The sequence below is a fragment of the Streptomyces sp. NPDC054796 genome (genome assembly GCF_053611545.1).
Genome location: NZ_JBSHAO010000020.1, coordinates 42,496 through 60,313, shown reverse-complemented (window position 1 = coordinate 60,313; position 17,818 = coordinate 42,496). Strand labels below are relative to the sequence as shown.

Below are 17,818 nucleotides of genomic sequence, written 5' to 3'. Positions count from 1 at the left end.
GGCCATGCCCGCAGCCCGAAAGCCGCCGGCGGAGCAGATAGAAAGAGCGGATACCACCACATCCTCCGCAAGGCACCCAGGTGAGCCCATGATTGGTCGCATTCCCGTTCTCGACGTCCAGCCGTCCGTCGACTGCGGACGCCGTCCCGCGAAGGCCGTGGCCGGTGAGACCTTCCAGGTCTCGGCCACGGTCTTCCGCGAGGGGCACGACGCGGTGGGCGCCAACGTCGTCCTCCGCGATCCGGCGGGCCGCAGCGGCCCGTGGACCCCGCTGCGCGAACTCGCGCCCGGCACCGACCGCTGGGGCGCCGAGGTCACGCCGGACGCGGAGGGCAGGTGGACGTACACCGTCGAGGCGTGGAGCGACCCGGTCGGCACCTGGCGGCACCACGCGAAGATCAAGATCCCGGCGGGGATCGACACGGAGCTGACTCTGGAGGAGGGCGCCGCGCTGCACGAGCGCGCGGCGGCCGGGGTGCCCAAGAACGCGGGCAGGCCCGTCGTCCTGGAGGCCGTTGACGCGCTGCGCGACACCTCGCGGCCGGTCGCCACCCGCCTCGCCGGCGCGCTCACGCCCGAGGTCACGGCGGTGCTGGACCGGTACCCGCTGCGCGAGCTGGTCTCGGCGTCGCGCGCGATGGGGCTCCAGGTGGAGCGCCCGAGGGCGCTGTTCGGCTCCTGGTACGAGCTGTTCCCGCGCTCGGAGGGCGCCGTCGTGCGCGAGGGCGAGCCGCCCGTCTCCGGCACGCTGCGTACCGCCGCTCAGCGGCTGGACGCGGTGGCCGCGATGGGCTTCGACGTCGTCTACCTGCCGCCGATCCACCCCATCGGGGACTCCTACCGCAAGGGCCCGAACAACTCGCTCACCGCGGGCCCGTACGACGTCGGCTGTCCCTGGGCCATCGGCTCGTCGGCGGGCGGGCACGACGCGGTCCACCCGGACCTGGGGACGCTGGAGGACTTCGACCACTTCGTCGCGAAGGCGCGCTCACTGCGCCTGGAGGTGGCCCTCGACTTCGCGCTCCAGTGCTCGCCGGACCACCCGTGGGTCAAGGAGCACCCCGACTGGTTCCGCCACAGGGCCGACGGGAGCATCGCGTACGCGGAGAACCCGCCGAAGAAGTACCAGGACATCTATCCGCTGGCCTTCGACGCGGAGGGCGCCTACCGGGGCATCGTGCGCGAGACGCTGCGGGTGCTGCGGTTCTGGATGGGCCACGGGGTGCGGATCTTCCGCGTCGACAACCCGCACACCAAGCCGGTGGTCTTCTGGGAGAAGGTCATCGCCGACATCAACCGCGCCGACCCGGACGTGATCTTCCTGGCCGAGGCGTTCACCAGGCCCGCGATGATGCACACGCTGGCGAAGGTCGGCTTCCAGCAGTCGTACACGTACTTCACGTGGCGCAACAGCAAGGAGGAGCTGACCGGCTATCTGAACGAGCTGGCGGGGGAATCCGCCGCGTACATGCGACCGAACTTCTTCGTGAACACGCCCGACATCCTCCACGCCTACCTCCAGGAGGGCGGCCGCCCCGCCTTCCAGACGCGCGCGGTGCTGGCGGCGACGCTGTCGCCGTCCTGGGGGGTCTACTCCGGTTACGAGCTGTGCGAGAACACCCCGCTGCGGCCGGGCAGCGAGGAGTACCTGGACTCGGAGAAGTACGCGCTGCGCCCGCGCGACTGGGAGGCGGCGGAGCGCTCGGGGACCACCCTGACCCCGCTGATCACCGCGCTGAACCGGCTGCGCCGCCGCCATCCGGCCCTCCAGCGGCTGCGTCCGCTGCGCTTCCACCACACGGACAACGACCACGTCATCGCGTACTCCAAGCACTGCGACGCGCCCTACGCCGACACGGTGCTCGTGGTGGTCAACCTGGACCCCCACCACACCCACGAAGCGACGGTGTCGTTGGACATCGCGGCACTTGGTCTTACTGCCGCTCAGATGAGCGGGGCCGAGTCCTTCCCGGTGCGCGACGAGCTCACCGGCGAGACCTACCACTGGGGCAGGGACAACTATGTGCGCCTGGCACCGGGGGGTGACTCCCTGGCAGCGGCGCACATCTTCACCCTGCGACCGTCCTCACAGACCGGAGGGTCACCCGATCATGACCGTCAATGAGCCCGTCCCCGACACCTTCGAGGACACCCCCGCCAGGGACCGCGACCCCGAGTGGTTCAAGCGGGCGGTCTTCTACGAGGTACTCGTCCGCTCCTTCCAGGACAGCAACGGCGACGGCATCGGCGATCTCAAGGGCCTCACCGCGAAGCTCGACTACCTGCAATGGCTGGGCGTCGACTGCCTCTGGCTCCCGCCGTTCTTCAAGTCGCCGCTGCGGGACGGGGGGTACGACGTCTCCGACTACACCGCCGTCCTGCCCGACTTCGGCGACCTCGCCGACTTCGTCGAGTTCGTGGACGCCGCGCACCAGCGGGGCATGCGGGTCATCATCGACTTCGTCATGAACCACACGAGTGACCAGCATCCGTGGTTCCAGGAGTCCAGGCGCGATCCGGACGGGCCGTACGGGGACTACTACGTATGGGCCGACGACGACAAGCAGTACAAGGACGCGCGCATCATCTTCGTGGACACCGAGGCGTCCAACTGGACGTTCGACCCCGTACGCAAGCAGTACTACTGGCACCGCTTCTTCTCGCACCAGCCGGACCTCAACTACGAGAACCCCGTCGTCCAGGAGGAGATGATCTCCGGCCTGCGGTTCTGGCTGGACCTGGGCATCGACGGGTTCCGGCTCGACGCGGTCCCGTATCTGTACGCGGAGGAGGGGACCAACTGCGAGAACCTGCCCCGCACCCACTCCTTCCTCCAGCGCGTGCGCGCCGAGATCGACGCGCACTACCCCGACACCGTGCTGCTGGCCGAGGCCAACCAGTGGCCGGAGGACGTCGTCGACTACTTCGGCGACTACGCGCGGGGCGGCGACGAGTGCCACATGGCCTTCCACTTCCCGGTGATGCCGCGGATCTTCATGGCCGTACGGCGCGAGTCCCGCTACCCCGTCTCCGAGATCCTCGCCAAGACCCCGCAGATCCCCTCGGGCTGCCAGTGGGGCATCTTCCTGCGCAACCACGACGAGCTGACCCTGGAGATGGTCACCGACGAGGAGCGCGACTACATGTACGCGGAGTACGCCAAGGACCCGCGCATGCGCGCCAACATCGGCATCCGGCGGCGGCTGGCCACCCTGCTGGACAACGACCGCAACCAGATCGAGCTGTTCACGGCCCTGCTGCTCTCCCTCCCCGGATCGCCGATCCTCTACTACGGCGACGAGATCGGCATGGGCGACAACATCTGGCTCGGCGACCGCGACGCGGTGCGCACCCCCATGCAGTGGACCCCCGACCGCAACGCGGGCTTCTCCTCCTGCGACCCGGGCCGGCTGTTCCTGCCCACGATCATGGACCCGGTCTACGGCTACCAGGTCACCAACGTCGAAGCGGCCATGAGCAGCCCCTCCTCGCTGCTGCACTGGACCCGGCGCATGATCGAGATCCGTAAGCAGAACCCGGCCTTCGGGCTCGGCACGTACACCGAGCTGCCCTCGTCCAACCCGGCCGTCCTCGCCTTCCTGCGCGAGCACGAGGACGACCTCGTCATGTGCGTGCACAACTTCTCGCGGTTCCCGCAGCCGACGGAACTGGACCTCCAGGCCCTCAACGGGCGGGTCCCCGTCGAACTGATCGGCGGGGTGCGCTTCCCGCCGATCGGCGAGTGGCCGTACCTGCTGACGCTGGCCGGTCACGGCTTCTACTGGTTCCGGCTGCGCAAGCAGGACTGACCGACGGTACGGGTTGGCGGCGCGGACGCACGGCGCCGCGCCCGTAGACGTACAGCCGTGCGTCCAGGGGAACGGACGCGCGGTTTCCCCGCGTCCCGTGCCCGGCCCCGTAAAGGAGCCCGAGGGCGATTGGCCCCGGGCTCCATGGGCACTCTTCTCCCCATCACTGCGCGCCCGGGGCCCGTGCGGCTCCCGGTTCCGGGGCACGTCGCCCCGCTCCCGGCGGTTCCACGACGTGCTCCGGGGAGACACCTGTAGCCCGTACGGCCGATAGCCCGCACGGTCGATATCACTCGACACGTCCCGCACAGCCGGACAGTTCACGCCGCAATCCGGGACACTCTGCGTACTTTTCGTGTGCCCGGGGAAAGGACGCCATGTCGGAAAGCTCCTTGCCCCTCACCGCGGTCCCGGACAGTGCCGGAGGGGCCGTGCCGGGTCCCGGCCAGGCCCTTCTGCGCTCGCTCACACCGCTGCTGGCCGAATGGCTGCCGCGGCAGCGCTGGTTCGCGGGGAAGGGCCGCCCCATCTCGGGCTTCGGCCTCGTCGCCGTGACCGAACTGCTGCCGTGCGCCGCCGGGGGCGCGGCCCCTGGGCTGCTCCATCTGCTGCTGCGGGCCAGGCAGCCCGCGCCGCCCGCAGCCGCCGGCCCCTCGGCCGCGCCCGCGCAGCGGCACGCGCCCGGCTCCTCCGCCGACTGCTACCAACTGCTGCTCGGCGTCCGGGACGTGCTGCCTCCGCCGCTCGCCCAGGCGCTGATCGGCCGCCCCACCGGGGGCCCGCTGAACGGCCGCGCCGTCTACGAGGCACTGGACGACCCGCGGCTGGCCGGGCTGCTGCTGGAACGATTGCGCGCCCCGGGCAAGCTGGGGCCGCTGCGCTTCACCCGCGAGGAGACAGCCACCATCCCGTCGGGCCTCGCGCCGCGCCCGCTCACCGCCGAGCAGTCCAACTCCTCGGTGGTCTACGGCTCCGCCTACATCCTCAAGCTCTTCCGCCGGGTCGGCCCCGGCGTCAACCCCGACCTGGAACTCCCGCTGGCGCTGGCCCGGCACGCCTCGCCCGGCTCGGACAGGGTGCCCGCGCCCACCGCCTGGTTCGAGGCCGTCGTACGGGAGGCGAGCGCGGGGGCCGGGCCGCTCACCCTGGGCGTGCTCCAGCCCTTCCTGCCGGGGCACCGGGACGGCTGGCAGCTCGCGCTGGCCGCGCTCGCCGGGCGGCGCGGCTTCACGGAGGAGGCGTACGCGCTGGGCCGGGCCACCGCGCAGGTGCACACGGGCCTGGCAGAGGCGCTGCCCACGGTCGTGCTGCGCCGGGGGCAGCTGGAGCAGGTCGCGGCCGGGATGGCCGAGCGGCTGAAGGCGGCGTCGGCGGCGGTGCCCGCGCTGCGCCCGTACCACTCCGAGCTGCGCAACGCGTTCAGCGCCGTCGCCGACCTGGGGCGGCGCGGCCACGCGGCGGCGGCCCAGCGCGTGCACGGCGATCTGCACCTGGGCCAGGTGCTCGGGGACGGTGAAGGCCACTGGAGCGTCATCGACTTCGAGGGCGAGCCCGCCAGGCCGCTCGCTGAACGGCGCCGCCCGCAGCCCGCCGTGCGCGACGTTGCGGGCATGCTGCGCTCCTTCGACTACGCCGCCAGCCAGCAGCCCTCGGGCCCCGGCGACCCCTGGGCGCGCGGGTGGGCCGCCGCCAACAGGGACGCCTACTGCGCGGGTTACGCCGAGGCGTGCGGCACCGACCCGCGTGACGACGCGGTGCTGCTGCGCGCCTACGAGACGGACAAGGCCGTCTACGAGGTGCTGTACGAGGCGCGGCACCGGCCCGCCTGGCTGCCCATCCCCCTGTCCGCCGTGCGCAGGCTCGCGGCGGCGTCCTCCCCGCACGGGTGAGCCTGCGCGCCCCCTTCTCACCCCACCTCGACGAACCCGCACATCACCTGGAGGTTTCCACCGTGACCGCCCCTCAGCCCCACCCCCGCTCAGGGCCTGACGCGCCCCGCGTCCCGGCCACCTTCCAGCCCGGCTCCGAGGGGGACGGCGCCGACGTGGAACGTCCTGCGGGGGGCGGGACGGACGACACGGGTACGAGTACGGGTTCCGGTACCGGTGCGGGGGCCGGTTCCGGAGCGGGGGCGGGGGCCGAGCCCCGGACGACGGCGCCCCGGCCCAGGGCCGCCAGGCCCGGCGCCAGGACCCCGGCACAGGCGCGGCCCCGTACCGCGACCGGAACCGGAACAACCGGACCCGGAGCTGGAGCTGGAGCCGCGCCCGAGGAACCCGTCGCACCCGGAGAACCCGCCGCACCCGACGGGCCCAGCGGCAGCCAGCACGGTGTGCGGCCCGCGCCGCCGCTGCCCGAGAGCGAGCGGCGTCGGCTGCTCGACGGCGCACACCACGACCCGCACGCGCACCTCGGCGCCCACCCCGTACGCGGCGGCATCGCCTTCCGCACACTCCGCCCGTACGCGCGCGCCGTCACCGTGCTGTCCAGGGGCCTGCGGGCCGAGCTGCGCGACGAGGGCGACGGGTTCTTCGGCGGGGTGCTGCCGATGACCGAGGTGCCGGAGTACGAGCTGCTGGTGCGCTACGGAGCTGAGCCGGGCGAGGACGAGGTCAGGCTGACCGACCCGTACCGCTTCCTGCCCTCGCTCGGCGAACTGGACCTGCACCTGATCACCGAGGGACGGCACGAGGACCTGTGGCGGGTCCTGGGCGCGCACCCCATGACATACGCGGGCACGGCGGGCACCCGCTTCACGGTGTGGGCGCCGAACGCGCGCGGCGTGCGGCTGGCCGGTGACTTCAACTACTGGGACGGCACCGCGCTCCCGCTGCGCTCGCTCGGCTCCGCCGGGATCTGGGAGCTGTTCGTGCCGGGCGTCGGCACCGGCGCGCTCTACAAGTTCGAGGTGACGGGGCCCGACGGCGCCCGCGCCCTGCGCGCCGACCCGATGGCCCGTCGCACCGAGTGCCCGCCCGCCAACGCGTCGATCGTGGAAGCCTCCACGTACGAGTGGGACGACGCCGCGTGGCTGGCGGCCCGCGCCGACCGCCCGGCGCACGCCGCGCCGCTGTCGGTGTACGAGGTGCACCTCGCCTCGTGGCGCCCTGGGCTCAGCTACCGCGAGCTGGCCGAGCAGTTGCCCGCCTATGTGAAGGACCTCGGCTTCACGCACGTCGAGCTGATGCCCGTCGCCGAGCATCCCTTCGGCGGCTCGTGGGGCTACCAGGTCACCGGCTTCTACGCGCCCACCGCGCGCCTGGGCACACCGGACGACTTCCGGTACCTGGTCGACGAGCTGCACCGCGCGGGCATCGGGGTGCTGATGGACTGGGTGCCCGCGCACTTCCCGAAGGACGAGTGGGCGCTGGCACGCTTCGACGGTACGCCGCTGTACGAGCACGCCGACCCGGCGCGGGCCGAGCACCCCGACTGGGGCACCCTGGAGTTCGACTTCGGGCGCCGCGAGGTGCGCAACTTCCTGGTGGCGAACGCCGTCTACTGGTGCGAGGAGTTCCACATCGACGGGCTGCGCGTGGACGCCGTCGCCTCGATGCTCTACCTCGACTACTCGCGCGAGGACGGCCAGTGGACCCCCAACCAGCACGGCGGCCGGGAGAACCTGGACGCGGTCGCCTTCCTCCAGGAGATGAACGCGACGGTCTACCGGCGCTGCCCCGGCGTCATCACGGCGGCCGAGGAGTCCACCGCGTGGGACGGCGTCACCAGGGCCACGCACCATGTGGGCGAGGGCGGCTTCGGCGGCCTCGGCTTCGGGTTCAAGTGGAACATGGGCTGGATGCACGACTCCCTGACGTACATGACCAAGGAGCCCGTTCACCGGAAGTACCACCACGGCGAGATGACCTTCTCCATGGTCTACGCCTACTCCGAGAACTACATCCTCCCCATCTCCCACGACGAGGTCGTCCACGGCAAGCGCTCCCTCGTCGCCAAGATGCCCGGCGACTGGTGGCAGCAGCGCGCCAACCACCGCGCCTACCTCGGCTTCATGTGGGCCCACCCGGGCAAGCAACTGCTCTTCATGGGACAGGAGTTCGCGCAGGGTGCCGAATGGGCCGAGGGGCACGGGCCCGACTGGTGGCTGCTCGACTCCTCCTACGCCGCCGAGTGCGACCACCGCGGGGTGCGGGACGTGGTGCGCGCGCTGAACCAGGAGTACGTGCGGACGCCCGCGCTGTGGGAGCGGGACACGGATCCGGGCGGCTTCTCCTGGATCGACGGGGGCGCGAGCGAGGACAACGTCTTCGCGTTCCTGCGCTTCGCCGCCGACGGCAGCCCGCTGGTGGCCGTGTCCAACTTCTCGCCCGTGCCCAGGCCCGGCTACCGGCTCGGCGTGCCGGAGGAGTGGGAGACCTGGCGCGAGGTCCTCAACACCGACGACCTGCGCTACGGAGGCAGCGGCGTCCTCAACCCCGAACCCCTGAAGCGCGACCCCCACCCGGCCCACGGCCGCCCCGTCTCCATCGCGCCGGTGCTGCCGCCGCTGGCGACGGTGTGGCTGCGGCCTGTGTGACCGGTATGGCCCCGGGGCGTGTGTCCCGGGGCCCGGTGACCCCGGGGGCCGGTGACCCGGCAGAGGTGAGTGCGCCCGGCGCGAGGTGCCGGCGCTGTGCTCCCCTTCGCACGCTGTCGGGGCATGCTCACCCGCGCGCGGCGCCCTCCGGCCAGACCACGTCCACCGACAGCCCGGCCCCGCGTGCTTCCCGCACCACGTCAGCCGCCTCGACGAGCCGGTCGAACGTGACGGCATGCGCGGGCTTCACCTTCGCCCGCCGGTAGTCCGCACTCGGCACGACCACGACGAGCCGCCCGCCGACCACGAGCAGCACCTCCGCGAACAGGGGGTCCGCCCCCTTCGCGATGTACGAGACACCGGTCAGAGCCGACGCCTCATACCACGCGAGCACCCGCTCCGGCCCGGCCCGCACCGGGGGAACGGTGTCCTCGGTCAGATCCATGTGACGGGGCGCTGTGCACACTGGGGCCGACGCTACGCGGGCGATGGACGCAGTTCCGCGTATGCCTCCCGCAACTCCGCCGCCTCTGGGAGCTGCCGCGCTTCGACCGCCCGGATGACCTCCAGGATCCGCCAGTAGTTGGCGGGCAGGAGACGTCCGGAGGAGACCGCTTGCTGGGCCGCATGGGTGGCTTCGTCGAGCCGCCCGAGGGACAGCAGCGTCAGCGCGAGGTCGAGATGCGCGGTGACGATGCGACGGGGCCACGCGCTCGGACGGGTTCCTGGGGCCAGGTGTCCGATCACTTCGCGTGCCGGACCCTCGGCTGCGGGGTCACCGAGCCACGCGAGGGTGGTGGCGGTGTACGACGTCGCCTTGCGCGGATCGTATTGGAAATGGTGTTCGGCCTGCGCCCTCATGACCATGGTGGAGGCGAGCCGCTGCACGCGATCGACAGCGGCATACGCTTCTTTCTTCTCCCCGAGCCGTGCGCGCGCCCGCCCTTCCTGCGCGGTCGCCTGGATCTCCGCGGAGCCGCCACGGGGAGCGATGTTCTGGGCGGCCTGGGACAGCTCGGCGGCGCGTGCGTAGGAGCCTGCGGTGAGGGCCGTCCACGCCCTCGTCTCGTAGGTCCAGGCGTAGATCTCGGAGTGGTCGGCGTGTTGGGCGAGCAGTGCCGCCGTCCGCAGCCTGGACGTCGCGGCGGCGCCCTCCTGGAGATCGACGTGAAGGGTCCCGGCGAGCAGCGACAGCCACCCGCCGATCACCAGAAGGCGGCGGTGTTCCGCGAGGGTCTTCCGCTCGTCCAGAAGCCTGGTCACATACGCGGAGTGCCGCCGTACGTCCCGCAGGAGGGCGGACGGCGACGCCGTCTGGTACGCGACGGCCAGCCTGTCGAAGGCAGCTTCGAGGCGGTCCAGCGTCTCGGCCCCTACATCGCTCGTCTCGACCCGTCGCGCGAGTTCCAGCGCGTCCAGGTCATCATCGGAGCCGGGCCCGTAATCCATGCCGGTCGGGTCGGCTGAACCGGTCGGCGGGTGAGGGTCACAACTGGCCAGCGCCGCCAGCGCGCCGTCAGCACCGACGAGCCGGTCAAGCCCGTGTGCCGGCTTCGCTGACGGCATCTGCTTCCCGCTCAGGACCCTGCTGAGGTAGGCGACGTCGTAACTGAGCGCGCGCGCTGCCCCGCGTATCGAGACACCACTGTCCGCGAGGGCGGCACGGGCACGTGTGGCGAACTCAGTCATCGTCGGGCTCCGTATGAACGTTGACCGTTGACTCTTCAGGTTAGTCAGCACTCGTCAACTACCGCACTGCTCACGGTCATCGAAACATCGAAGGGTACGGACCTCCGCGACCGTGTGAACGGTCCGGGGGCGTGGCCACCGCTGTCGAGGAGCGTCAGCATGCTGAAGAACGATCCCCGGTACGGCTCTGCGGCGGGGGTGGTCCGGTGAGCGCCCCGACGAGCACGCCACCGTGGGCCCCGCCCACCGGGGTCGCCGCCGAGTTGCTGCCCGCCGGGGTGCACTGGGACGCCTGCAAAGTGCCCGCACATCTGGGAGATCGGGTGCTGGTGCGGCTCGGCCGTGAGTCGGGGGCGGTGATCCGTGACCCGTACGGGCGCCGGTTGACCTGGTTGGTGCCGCCCGGCACGACGCGGGGGTGGGCGGTGCCCGAGACATCGTGTGTGCAACTCCTCAGCACCGCGCAGCATGTGACGGTTCCGCCCGGCTGGTGCACGCGTTCGTCCTTCACGCGCTGGGTGCGGGGGTGGGCCGAGCACGGGCTGACGGATGCGCGGCTGCTGTACGTGGTGCTCGACGCGGTGATCCGTGCCGAGTACGGGCCCCGCGAAGATGTGAGCGGGGCCGGGCGGTGAGTCCGCGCTGCGTCCGTTGCCGCCGGTTGCCGGGCACGGTGGAGATCTACGTCGTGCCCGCCGGGGATGCGGCAGCCTCGCGCACTGTTCCGGTGCGGATCTGCGACGAGTGTGCGCGACGGGCCACCGAGTGCTGTTTCCGCTGCCGCCAGGCCCCCGGCACGCAGGTTGTCCTCGACCTGTACTCCGGCGACGAGCGGGGCGCCAGCCCGCAGACACGCACACGCACCGTCCCCGTGAAGGTCTGCGACCCCTGCGCGGCTGCTCGCGCCGGTCGCGGTGACCGCGCGCACCGTCCGTGTGGACGATGTCCTCGTCGTCGGCAGCGCGTACCGCACTGTCGGGGACCTGCGCGCCGTGGGCCGCGACCGCCGCCATCTCCTCTTCGTCGACGGCAGCACCCTGGTCATCGGCCCCGAGCCCCTTCTCGTTCTACGACCGCAGACGCTTCACCAGTTCGTGCCCCACCCCTCCGGGTGGCGGCGATGACCGGGATCTGCGCCCGGTGAGTCCTCGCCTGCCCCCTCCGTCCGCCGGAATGACGCGAGCAGATCGCTCCGTCACCTTGCTCTTCTACGCCGTCACTCGCCACTGACCCATGGAGTAGTTCCGTGCCTCGCGATCACACCGTCCTCATCCCCGCCGACCCCGAAGACGTCCTCTACGACCCCCACGGCTGGGCCACCACCGCAGGCTTCCCCGTCGCCGTACTCGACGGCCAGCAACCACGCTTCGTGATGCGCCGCATCCAGGACCGCGCCGTACGCCTCATGTACGAACTCCCACACGGCACCGCGTTCCTGACGACCTACCCGCGCCCCATGCCCTCCGGCCAGACCATCGAAATCATGGAAGGCAACCTCGCCACCCTCCTCACCGCCCACGCCTGCCACCCCCTCCGCCTGCAACGAAAAGGGCGAACGCATCACCGTCGACGGCGAACCCCGCGACTGCCTCAGCACCCTCCTCGCACCCCGGCACTGGTGGCAGGCCCGCCACACCCGCATCGGCAAAGCCCTGCAACACGACGGCCGCACCGTCATCCTCACCGCACCCCTCGTCAGCGGACGCACCCTCCACCTCACCACCGTGCCGCCCACAGCATGAGCAGACCGGTACCGGCCACCGGCCAGGAGTCGGCCACTGCCGGGAGGGGACGTGGTGGGGTGTCCCCGCAGGACGAGCAAGTCACCGGCCGAAAGCCGAACACGAGACCCTCACGCCGAGGAGACACCCCACCACGGCACCGACCCCCACCACCCAGGCACCCCACATCCACGACCCGAGCCAAGAACCACGCGGCGCCAGCCGCACCGCACCGTCACCACACGCCGCGCCGAAGCCACACAGCCGCACCCGAAAACACCGCACCCCGTGAAGCAGCACAACAATCAGCGCGGGACCCTACAGTGCGCACCGCACGGGGTGACCGTCCCGCGCAACACCCCCGACGAACCGGCAACCCCCCGTTCCCTTCCGCACCCCGCGAAGGGGACCCGCGCAACACCCCCGGCGAACCGGCGCACCCCGAAACGCCAAACAGCAAAGCGCAGCGCAACGCACCGCCCCGGCACCAGGGGGGAGTGGGTGCCGGGGCGGTGTGGGACGGCTCCGTTCGGGGGAGTACGGGGCCGCCTGGGGACGGGGCTCGCGCGTGGTACGGACGGCGGGCCCCGTGAGCCTGTTCACCTGTTCAGTTGTCCCCTGCCCTCAACCGCCCAGAGGATGCGTCCTCATGAAGCGCTCGATGACGGGGGTGGCGTCCATGACCGCGGGGGTCTCGGAGTCCGGGTTGGGCGTGGTGCTGGGCCAGTCGTGGGCCAGTGACGCGATGCGGTAGTGGACGAGGGCGCCGCGCCCGTCGCAGCCGTGCCACGTGCGGACCGTCACACCGTCGCCCTTGTCCCGGTCCCGCGCGCCGGGCGCGCAGCCCGCGAGCGCGGCACGCTCGGCGAGCCAGTCGGGCAGTGCGGGCAGGCCCTTGGCGGGCTCGCCCCCGTACGGGATGGTCGTGTCGGCCTGGCCGTGGAAGGTGAGCACCGGCGCCTCGCGCGTGGGCTCGCACGTGCCCGCCTGCGGGTAGTACGCGCCGGACACGGCCGAGAAGGAGGCGATCCGCTCCGGCATGCGGCAGGCGAGCAGCGCGACGAACCCGCCGCCGTTGGACTTGCCCGCCGCGTGCACCCGGCGCTGGTCCACGCACAGGTCGCGTTCCAGCGCGTCGAGGACGTCGGCCGTGTAGCGCACGTCGTCCACGCCGGGCGCCGAGTACGGGGCGCCCTGCCAGGACGGCTTCCCGTCCTCCGTGCCGGGCGCGCCCTGCGGGTAGACCGCGATGGTGTTCTTCAGCCCGGAGAACCCGGTCAGCTCCTCCATGTAGGCGGAGGTGCGGCCCTGGCCGTGGTAGGCGAGCGCGACGGGGTAGGCGCGCCCGTCGCGGTAGCCGTCGGGCAGGTGGACGACGTAGGAGCGCTCCTGGCCGCCCGAGGTGAGGGTGCGGGTCGCGGAGGTGCCGGGCGCCTGGCCCGGGTCCTGGCCGCAGCCCGCCGAGGGGCGCGCCCCGCCCCGGTCCGCGCCCCGGTCCGCCGGGGCGCCCGCCTGCGCGGGCGCGGCACCGGCGGCCAGGGTGAGGCCGAGGAGCAGGGCGGCGACGGCGCCCGCGCGCAGCCCCGTACGAGCACCGCGCCGCGCGCCGCCGACGCGCCAGGGGGATGTCACGCGCTGGCCCCGGCCTTCGTCGTGTCGACGCGGCCCTCGGCGGCGTCGCCCTCACGGGCCCCGGGGACGCCCTCCGCCTCGCCGTCGCCGCCCGGTGCGTGGTCGTCGACCAGCATTTTCTCGTCGAAGGGCAGCTCACCCGCGAGCACCTTCCCGACCCGGTCCTTGTCGATCTCCTTCGTCCAGGTGCCGATCAGGATCGTCGCCACGGCGTTGCCCGCGAAGTTGGTCATCGCGCGGGCCTCGCTCATGAAGCGGTCGATGCCGACGATCAGGCCGACACCGTCGACGAGTTCGGGCCGGTGCGAGCTGAGCCCGCCCGCCAGCGTGGCGAGACCGGCGCCCGTGACACCCGCCGCGCCCTTGGACGCGACGAACATGAACAGCAGCAGCGAGATCTGCTCGCCGAGCGAGAGCGGGTCGCCCATGGCCTCGGCGATGAACAGCGAGGCCATGGTCAGGTAGATCATGGTGCCGTCGAGGTTGAAGGAGTAGCCGGTCGGCACGGTGATGCCGACGACGGGCTTGCTGACGCCCACGTGCTCCATCTTCGCGATGAGCCGCGGCAGCGCCGACTCCGAGGAGGAGGTGGAGAGGATCAGCAGGAACTCGCGGCCCAGGTACTTCAGCAGCTTGAAGATGTTGACGCCCGCGAAGACCCGCAGGATCAGCCCCAGCACGATGAAGATGAACAGCGCACAGGTGATGTAGAAGCCAATCATGATGACGGCGAGGGACTTGAGCGCGTCCACGCCCGTCTCGCCGACCACAGCGGCCATCGCGCCGAAGGCGCCCACCGGGGCCGCCCACATGATCATGGCGAGGACCCGGAAGACCAGGGTCTGGATGTGGCCGATGCCGCGCAGGATCGGTTCGCCCTTGCTGCCCAGCGCCTGGAGCGCGAAGCCGACGAGCAGCGCGATCATCAGGGTCTGGAGGACCTCGCCCTCGGTGAAGGCGGACACCATGGTGGTGGGGATGATGCCGAGGAGGAAGTCGGCCATGCCCTCGCTGGCACCGTCGGCCTGCTCCGCGCCCGCGTTCCGCGCCGCCTCGCTCAGGTGCAGCCCGTGGCCGGGCTCCAGCACGTTGCCGACGACGAGGCCGATGGCGAGGGCGACGATCGACATGGCCAGGAAGTAGCCGAGCGCGAGCCCGCCCACGGCCCCGACCTTGGCGGCCTTCCGCACCGAACCCACACCGAGCACGATCGTGCAGAAGATGATCGGCGAGATCATCATCTTGATGAGGTTGACGAAGCCCTCACCGATCGGCTTGAGCTGCGTCGCGAAGTCGGGCGCGACCAGGCCCAGCACAATGCCGACGATCACCGCACCGATCACGGCGATGTAGAGGTAGTGGGTGCGGTCCCGTTTCTTTCCCCCAGCGTTCGGCCCCTGGGCCTCGGCCGTCGCCGAAGGTGACGGCGGCGGTGTCTTCTGCGACACGTCGGGCTCCTCGTCATGCGTCATAGCGGCTCTGACTCGTTCCGAGTCCCGGTGACTATGCAATGGCACGTGACGCCCGTCACTGTTACGTGCATTACGTGCACGGAAACTCCACGTGAGAGGAAGGCAGACTGGCCCCATGCGTGCCCCCCGTCCACCCCACCGCCCGCGCAGCCTCGCAGGTCAGCTCTTCGCGATGCAGGTCGTGCTGGTGGCCGTCGTGGTCGCGGGATGCGCGGTGTTCGCGTACGTCACCGACCGTATGCAGGCCGAGGAGTCCGCGAGCCACCGCGCCATGGCGACGGCCCGCGCGGTCGCGGGCTCCCCCTCCGTGCGCGAGGCCATCCGCACCCCGCACCCGACGGAGCGGCTCCAGCCCTACGCGGAGGAGGTGCGCCGCGGTACCGGGGTCACCTTCATCACCATCATGGACACCGACGGCGTGCGCTGGACGCACCCGGACCCCGCGCGCATAGGCGGACGCTTCGTCGGCCACACGGAGGCGGCGGTGCGGGGCGGCAGCGTCGAGGAGACGTACACGGGCACGCTCGGCCCCTCCGTGCGCGTGGTCACGCCGGTGCGGGACGACGGGCGGGTCGTGGGGCTCGTCAGCGCGGGCATCGCGGTGGACACGATCAGCGAGGAGCTGCGCCAGCAGGTCGTGCTGCTGCTCGCCGTCGCCGCGGCCGCACTGGCGCTGGGCGGCGTCGGCACGTACGTGATCAACGCGCGGCTGCGTCGCCACACCCACGGCATGAACGCGGCCGAGCTGAGCCGCGTGCACGACTACCACGAGGCGGCCCTGCACGCGGTGCGCGAGGGGCTGCTGATGCTCGACGGGCAGCGGCGCGTAGCGTTGATGAACGACGGCGCCCGGGAACTGCTCGGACTGCTGGGCGAGCCGGAAGTGGTGGGACGCGGCGTGGACGACCTCGGACTGCCGCCCTCGCTGACGGGGGCGCTGCTGTCGGCAGGGCCGCGCGTGGACGAGGTGCATCTGACGGCCGAGCGGGTCGTCGTCGTCAACACCTCGCCCGTCTCGGGCGGCGAGCAGCGGGGCACGGTCGTGACCCTGCGCGACCACACCGAGCTGCAATCGCTCGCGGGCGAACTGGACTCCGTACGCGGCTTCGCCGAGGCCCTGCGCTCCCAGGCCCACGAGGCGGCGAACCGGCTGCACACGGTCGTCTCGCTGATCGAACTGGGGCGCACGGAGGAGGCCGTCGACTTCGCGACGGAGGAACTGGAACTGGCGCAGGCCCTCACGGACCAGGTGGTCTCGGCGGTCGGCGAGCCCGTGCTGGCCGCGCTGCTGCTGGGCAAGGCGGCGCAGGCGAACGAGCGCGGCGTGGAACTGTCCCTCACCGAGGACAGCCACATCGACGACGGCCTCCTCCCCGGCCACCTCACGGCCCGCGACCTCGTCACGGTCCTGGGCAACCTGATCGACAACGCGGTCGACGCGGCGTCCCTGCGGGAGGGGCCGGTGGCGGGGACGGCGCATGCGGGTGCCGGTACGGGTGCGGGTGCCCGTGCGGGTGCGGGCCCCGGCCCCGGCGCCGGTGCGGGTGCGTATGCGGGTGGCGGCTCGGATACCGGTACGGGTGCGTATGCGGGTGCCGGTACGGACGCGGACACCGGTACGGATGGCGACGCGGGTACGGGTGCGGGTGCCCGCAGGGACGCGGGTGCGGACGCGGACACCGGTGCCGGTGCGGATACGTCCGCGAGTGCCGGTACGGACACGAGCTCCGGTACGGACACGGGTGCCCGTGCGGGTGCGGGCCCGAGTGGCAGTGGGCCGTCGCCCCGGGTCACCGTCACCGTCGGTGTGGCCGCGCGGGGCGACGCGGGCCGGGGAGGCACCGACCTGCTCGTGCGGGTCGCCGACACCGGGCCCGGCGTCTCCCCCGACGACGTGGGCGCGATCTTCGAGCGGGGCTGGTCGACGAAGCCCGCGCCAGGCGCCGGCCGGGGCCTCGGCCTCGCCCTGGTCCAGCAGACCGCGCGCCGCCACGGCGGCACCGTGGACGTGGCCGAGGCGCCGGGCGGGGGCGCCGAGTTCACCGTCCGCCTCCCCCTCGACACCGCGCCGCCCGGCACCACGCCGCCGCACCCCCGTCGCGACGCGCCCTTCCCCGCACGTCAGGGAGCCGGGACATGACGGGACGCGACAGCGACAGCCGCAGCGGCGGCGGCCCGGACACCCCGGGCCCCGGCACGGGCGCGATCCAGGTGCTGGTGGTCGAGGACGACCCCGTCGCCGCCGACGCGCACGCGCTCTACGTCTCACGCGTCCCCGGCTTCGCGGTCGCCGGAATCGCCCACTCCCGCGCCGAGGCCACCCGCGCGCTCGACCGCCTGCCCGCCGTGGACCTGATCCTGCTCGACCTCTACCTCCCCGACGGCCACGGCCTCGCCCTGCTGCGCGCCCTGCGCGGCGCGGGCCGTACCACGGACGTCTTCGCGGTCACCTCGGCGCGCGATCTGACCGTCATCAGGGAGGGCGTGTCGCTCGGCGTGGTGCAGCACGTGCTGAAGCCGTTCACGTTCCCGACGCTGCGCGACCGGCTGCGCCGGTACGCGGAGTTCCGCAGCAGCACGGCGGCCGCGAGCGGCGAGGCGGGCAGCCAGGCCGAGGTGGACAGGGCGCTCTCCGTCCTGCGCGCGCCGCAGCCGACGACGCTGCCCAAGGGGCTGAGCGCGCCCACGATGGACGCGGTGACGGACGCGCTGCGCGCGGTCGGCGAGGCCGGGCTCACCGCGAGCGCGGCGGCGGAGGAGATCGGCGTCAACCGGATCACGGCGCGCCGCTATCTGGAGCATCTGGTGGAGGCGGGCCGCGCCGACCGCCGTCCGCAGTACGGGCACGTCGGGCGCCCGGAGTTCTGCTACCGCTGGCGGTTCTGAACGGCCGCCCGCACCAGCCTCTTTGCCTCTTCTCTCGCTAAGACTCTTATGTGCCTGTAATCGTGCGGCTGC

12 protein-coding genes are annotated in these 17,818 nt (G+C 72.2%); 8 read left to right on the top strand and 4 right to left on the bottom strand.

What is annotated here, in order from left to right; translation table 11 throughout:
• Nucleotides 1-88 precede the first annotated feature (88 nt).
• The 4 genes from ACWGJ2_RS18615 to glgB all read left to right on the top strand — a co-directional run bounded on the left by ACWGJ2_RS18615 (nucleotide 89) and on the right by glgB (nucleotide 8,346).
• The gene (locus ACWGJ2_RS18615) at nucleotides 89-2,125 is read left to right on the top strand and encodes an alpha-1,4-glucan--maltose-1-phosphate maltosyltransferase (RefSeq protein ID WP_453347197.1); all 2,037 of its coding nucleotides are present in this window, start codon (nucleotides 89-91) and stop codon (nucleotides 2,123-2,125) included.
• On the top strand, nucleotides 2,112-3,809 hold the full coding sequence (gene treS / locus ACWGJ2_RS18610) for a maltose alpha-D-glucosyltransferase (RefSeq protein ID WP_453347196.1): 1,698 nt from the start codon (nucleotides 2,112-2,114) through the stop codon (nucleotides 3,807-3,809). The genes ACWGJ2_RS18615 and treS overlap by 14 nt, the downstream gene beginning before the upstream one ends.
• Before the next feature lie 377 nt (nucleotides 3,810-4,186).
• Complete coding sequence (locus tag ACWGJ2_RS18605; RefSeq protein ID WP_453347195.1) at nucleotides 4,187-5,698, top strand: maltokinase N-terminal cap-like domain-containing protein; 1,512 nt, start codon at nucleotides 4,187-4,189, stop codon at nucleotides 5,696-5,698.
• 62 nt (nucleotides 5,699-5,760) lie between these two features.
• Nucleotides 5,761-8,346 (top strand): 1,4-alpha-glucan branching enzyme, encoded by a 2,586-nt coding sequence (glgB, locus tag ACWGJ2_RS18600; protein WP_453347194.1) that lies wholly within the window; start codon nucleotides 5,761-5,763, stop codon nucleotides 8,344-8,346.
• A 127-nt stretch (nucleotides 8,347-8,473) separates the two neighbouring features.
• Here glgB and ACWGJ2_RS18595 read toward each other — a convergent pair whose 3' ends face one another.
• Nucleotides 8,474-8,791, bottom strand: a complete 318-nt coding sequence (locus tag ACWGJ2_RS18595) for a hypothetical protein (RefSeq protein ID WP_453347193.1) — start codon at nucleotides 8,789-8,791, stop codon at nucleotides 8,474-8,476.
• 32 nt (nucleotides 8,792-8,823) lie between these two features.
• Complete coding sequence (locus tag ACWGJ2_RS18590) at nucleotides 8,824-10,035, bottom strand: helix-turn-helix domain-containing protein (protein ID WP_453347192.1); 1,212 nt, start codon at nucleotides 10,033-10,035, stop codon at nucleotides 8,824-8,826.
• 206 nt (nucleotides 10,036-10,241) lie between these two features.
• On the opposite strand from ACWGJ2_RS18590, the gene ACWGJ2_RS18585 reads away from it, so the two are divergent.
• Both ACWGJ2_RS18585 and ACWGJ2_RS18580 read left to right on the top strand, forming a co-directional pair.
• On the top strand, nucleotides 10,242-10,670 hold the full coding sequence (locus tag ACWGJ2_RS18585; RefSeq protein ID WP_453347191.1) for a hypothetical protein: 429 nt from the start codon (nucleotides 10,242-10,244) through the stop codon (nucleotides 10,668-10,670).
• A 279-nt stretch (nucleotides 10,671-10,949) separates the two neighbouring features.
• On the top strand, nucleotides 10,950-11,159 hold the full coding sequence (locus ACWGJ2_RS18580) for a hypothetical protein (RefSeq protein ID WP_453347190.1): 210 nt from the start codon (nucleotides 10,950-10,952) through the stop codon (nucleotides 11,157-11,159).
• Between the two features lie 1,221 nt (nucleotides 11,160-12,380).
• Here the strand turns inward: ACWGJ2_RS18580 and ACWGJ2_RS18575 are convergent.
• Both ACWGJ2_RS18575 and ACWGJ2_RS18570 read right to left on the bottom strand, forming a co-directional pair.
• Nucleotides 12,381-13,388, bottom strand: a complete 1,008-nt coding sequence (locus ACWGJ2_RS18575; protein WP_453347189.1) for an alpha/beta hydrolase family esterase — start codon at nucleotides 13,386-13,388, stop codon at nucleotides 12,381-12,383.
• Nucleotides 13,385-14,836, bottom strand: a complete 1,452-nt coding sequence (locus ACWGJ2_RS18570; RefSeq protein ID WP_453347188.1) for a cation:dicarboxylate symporter family transporter — start codon at nucleotides 14,834-14,836, stop codon at nucleotides 13,385-13,387. The genes ACWGJ2_RS18575 and ACWGJ2_RS18570 overlap by 4 nt, the downstream gene beginning before the upstream one ends.
• Nucleotides 14,837-14,975: 139 nt before the next feature.
• Between ACWGJ2_RS18570 and ACWGJ2_RS18565 the strand changes: the two genes are divergently transcribed.
• Together ACWGJ2_RS18565 and ACWGJ2_RS18560 are read left to right on the top strand one after the other, a co-directional pair.
• Nucleotides 14,976-17,000, top strand: coding sequence for an ATP-binding protein (locus ACWGJ2_RS18565; protein WP_453347187.1), 2,025 nt, complete (start codon nucleotides 14,976-14,978; stop codon nucleotides 16,998-17,000).
• The gene (locus ACWGJ2_RS18560) at nucleotides 16,997-17,746 is read left to right on the top strand and encodes a response regulator (RefSeq protein WP_453347186.1); all 750 of its coding nucleotides are present in this window, start codon (nucleotides 16,997-16,999) and stop codon (nucleotides 17,744-17,746) included. Before ACWGJ2_RS18565 ends, ACWGJ2_RS18560 begins: the two co-directional genes overlap by 4 nt.
• Nucleotides 17,747-17,818: the final 72 nt, after the last annotated feature.

Bases quoted from the DNA above. Each gene is read 5' to 3' on its own strand.
- ACWGJ2_RS18615 (WP_453347197.1), top strand. From the start codon at position 89: ATGATTGGTCGCATTCCCGTTCTCGACGTCCAGCCGTCCGTCGACTGC.
- ACWGJ2_RS18565 (WP_453347187.1), top strand. From the start codon at position 14,976: ATGCGTGCCCCCCGTCCACCCCACCGCCCGCGCAGCCTCGCAGGTCAG.
- ACWGJ2_RS18605 (WP_453347195.1), top strand. From the start codon at position 4,187: ATGTCGGAAAGCTCCTTGCCCCTCACCGCGGTCCCGGACAGTGCCGGA.
- ACWGJ2_RS18590 (WP_453347192.1), bottom strand. From the start codon at position 10,035: ATGACTGAGTTCGCCACACGTGCCCGTGCCGCCCTCGCGGACAGTGGT.
- ACWGJ2_RS18560 (WP_453347186.1), top strand. From the start codon at position 16,997: ATGACGGGACGCGACAGCGACAGCCGCAGCGGCGGCGGCCCGGACACC.
- ACWGJ2_RS18595 (WP_453347193.1), bottom strand. From the start codon at position 8,791: ATGGATCTGACCGAGGACACCGTTCCCCCGGTGCGGGCCGGGCCGGAG.
- treS (WP_453347196.1), top strand. From the start codon at position 2,112: ATGACCGTCAATGAGCCCGTCCCCGACACCTTCGAGGACACCCCCGCC.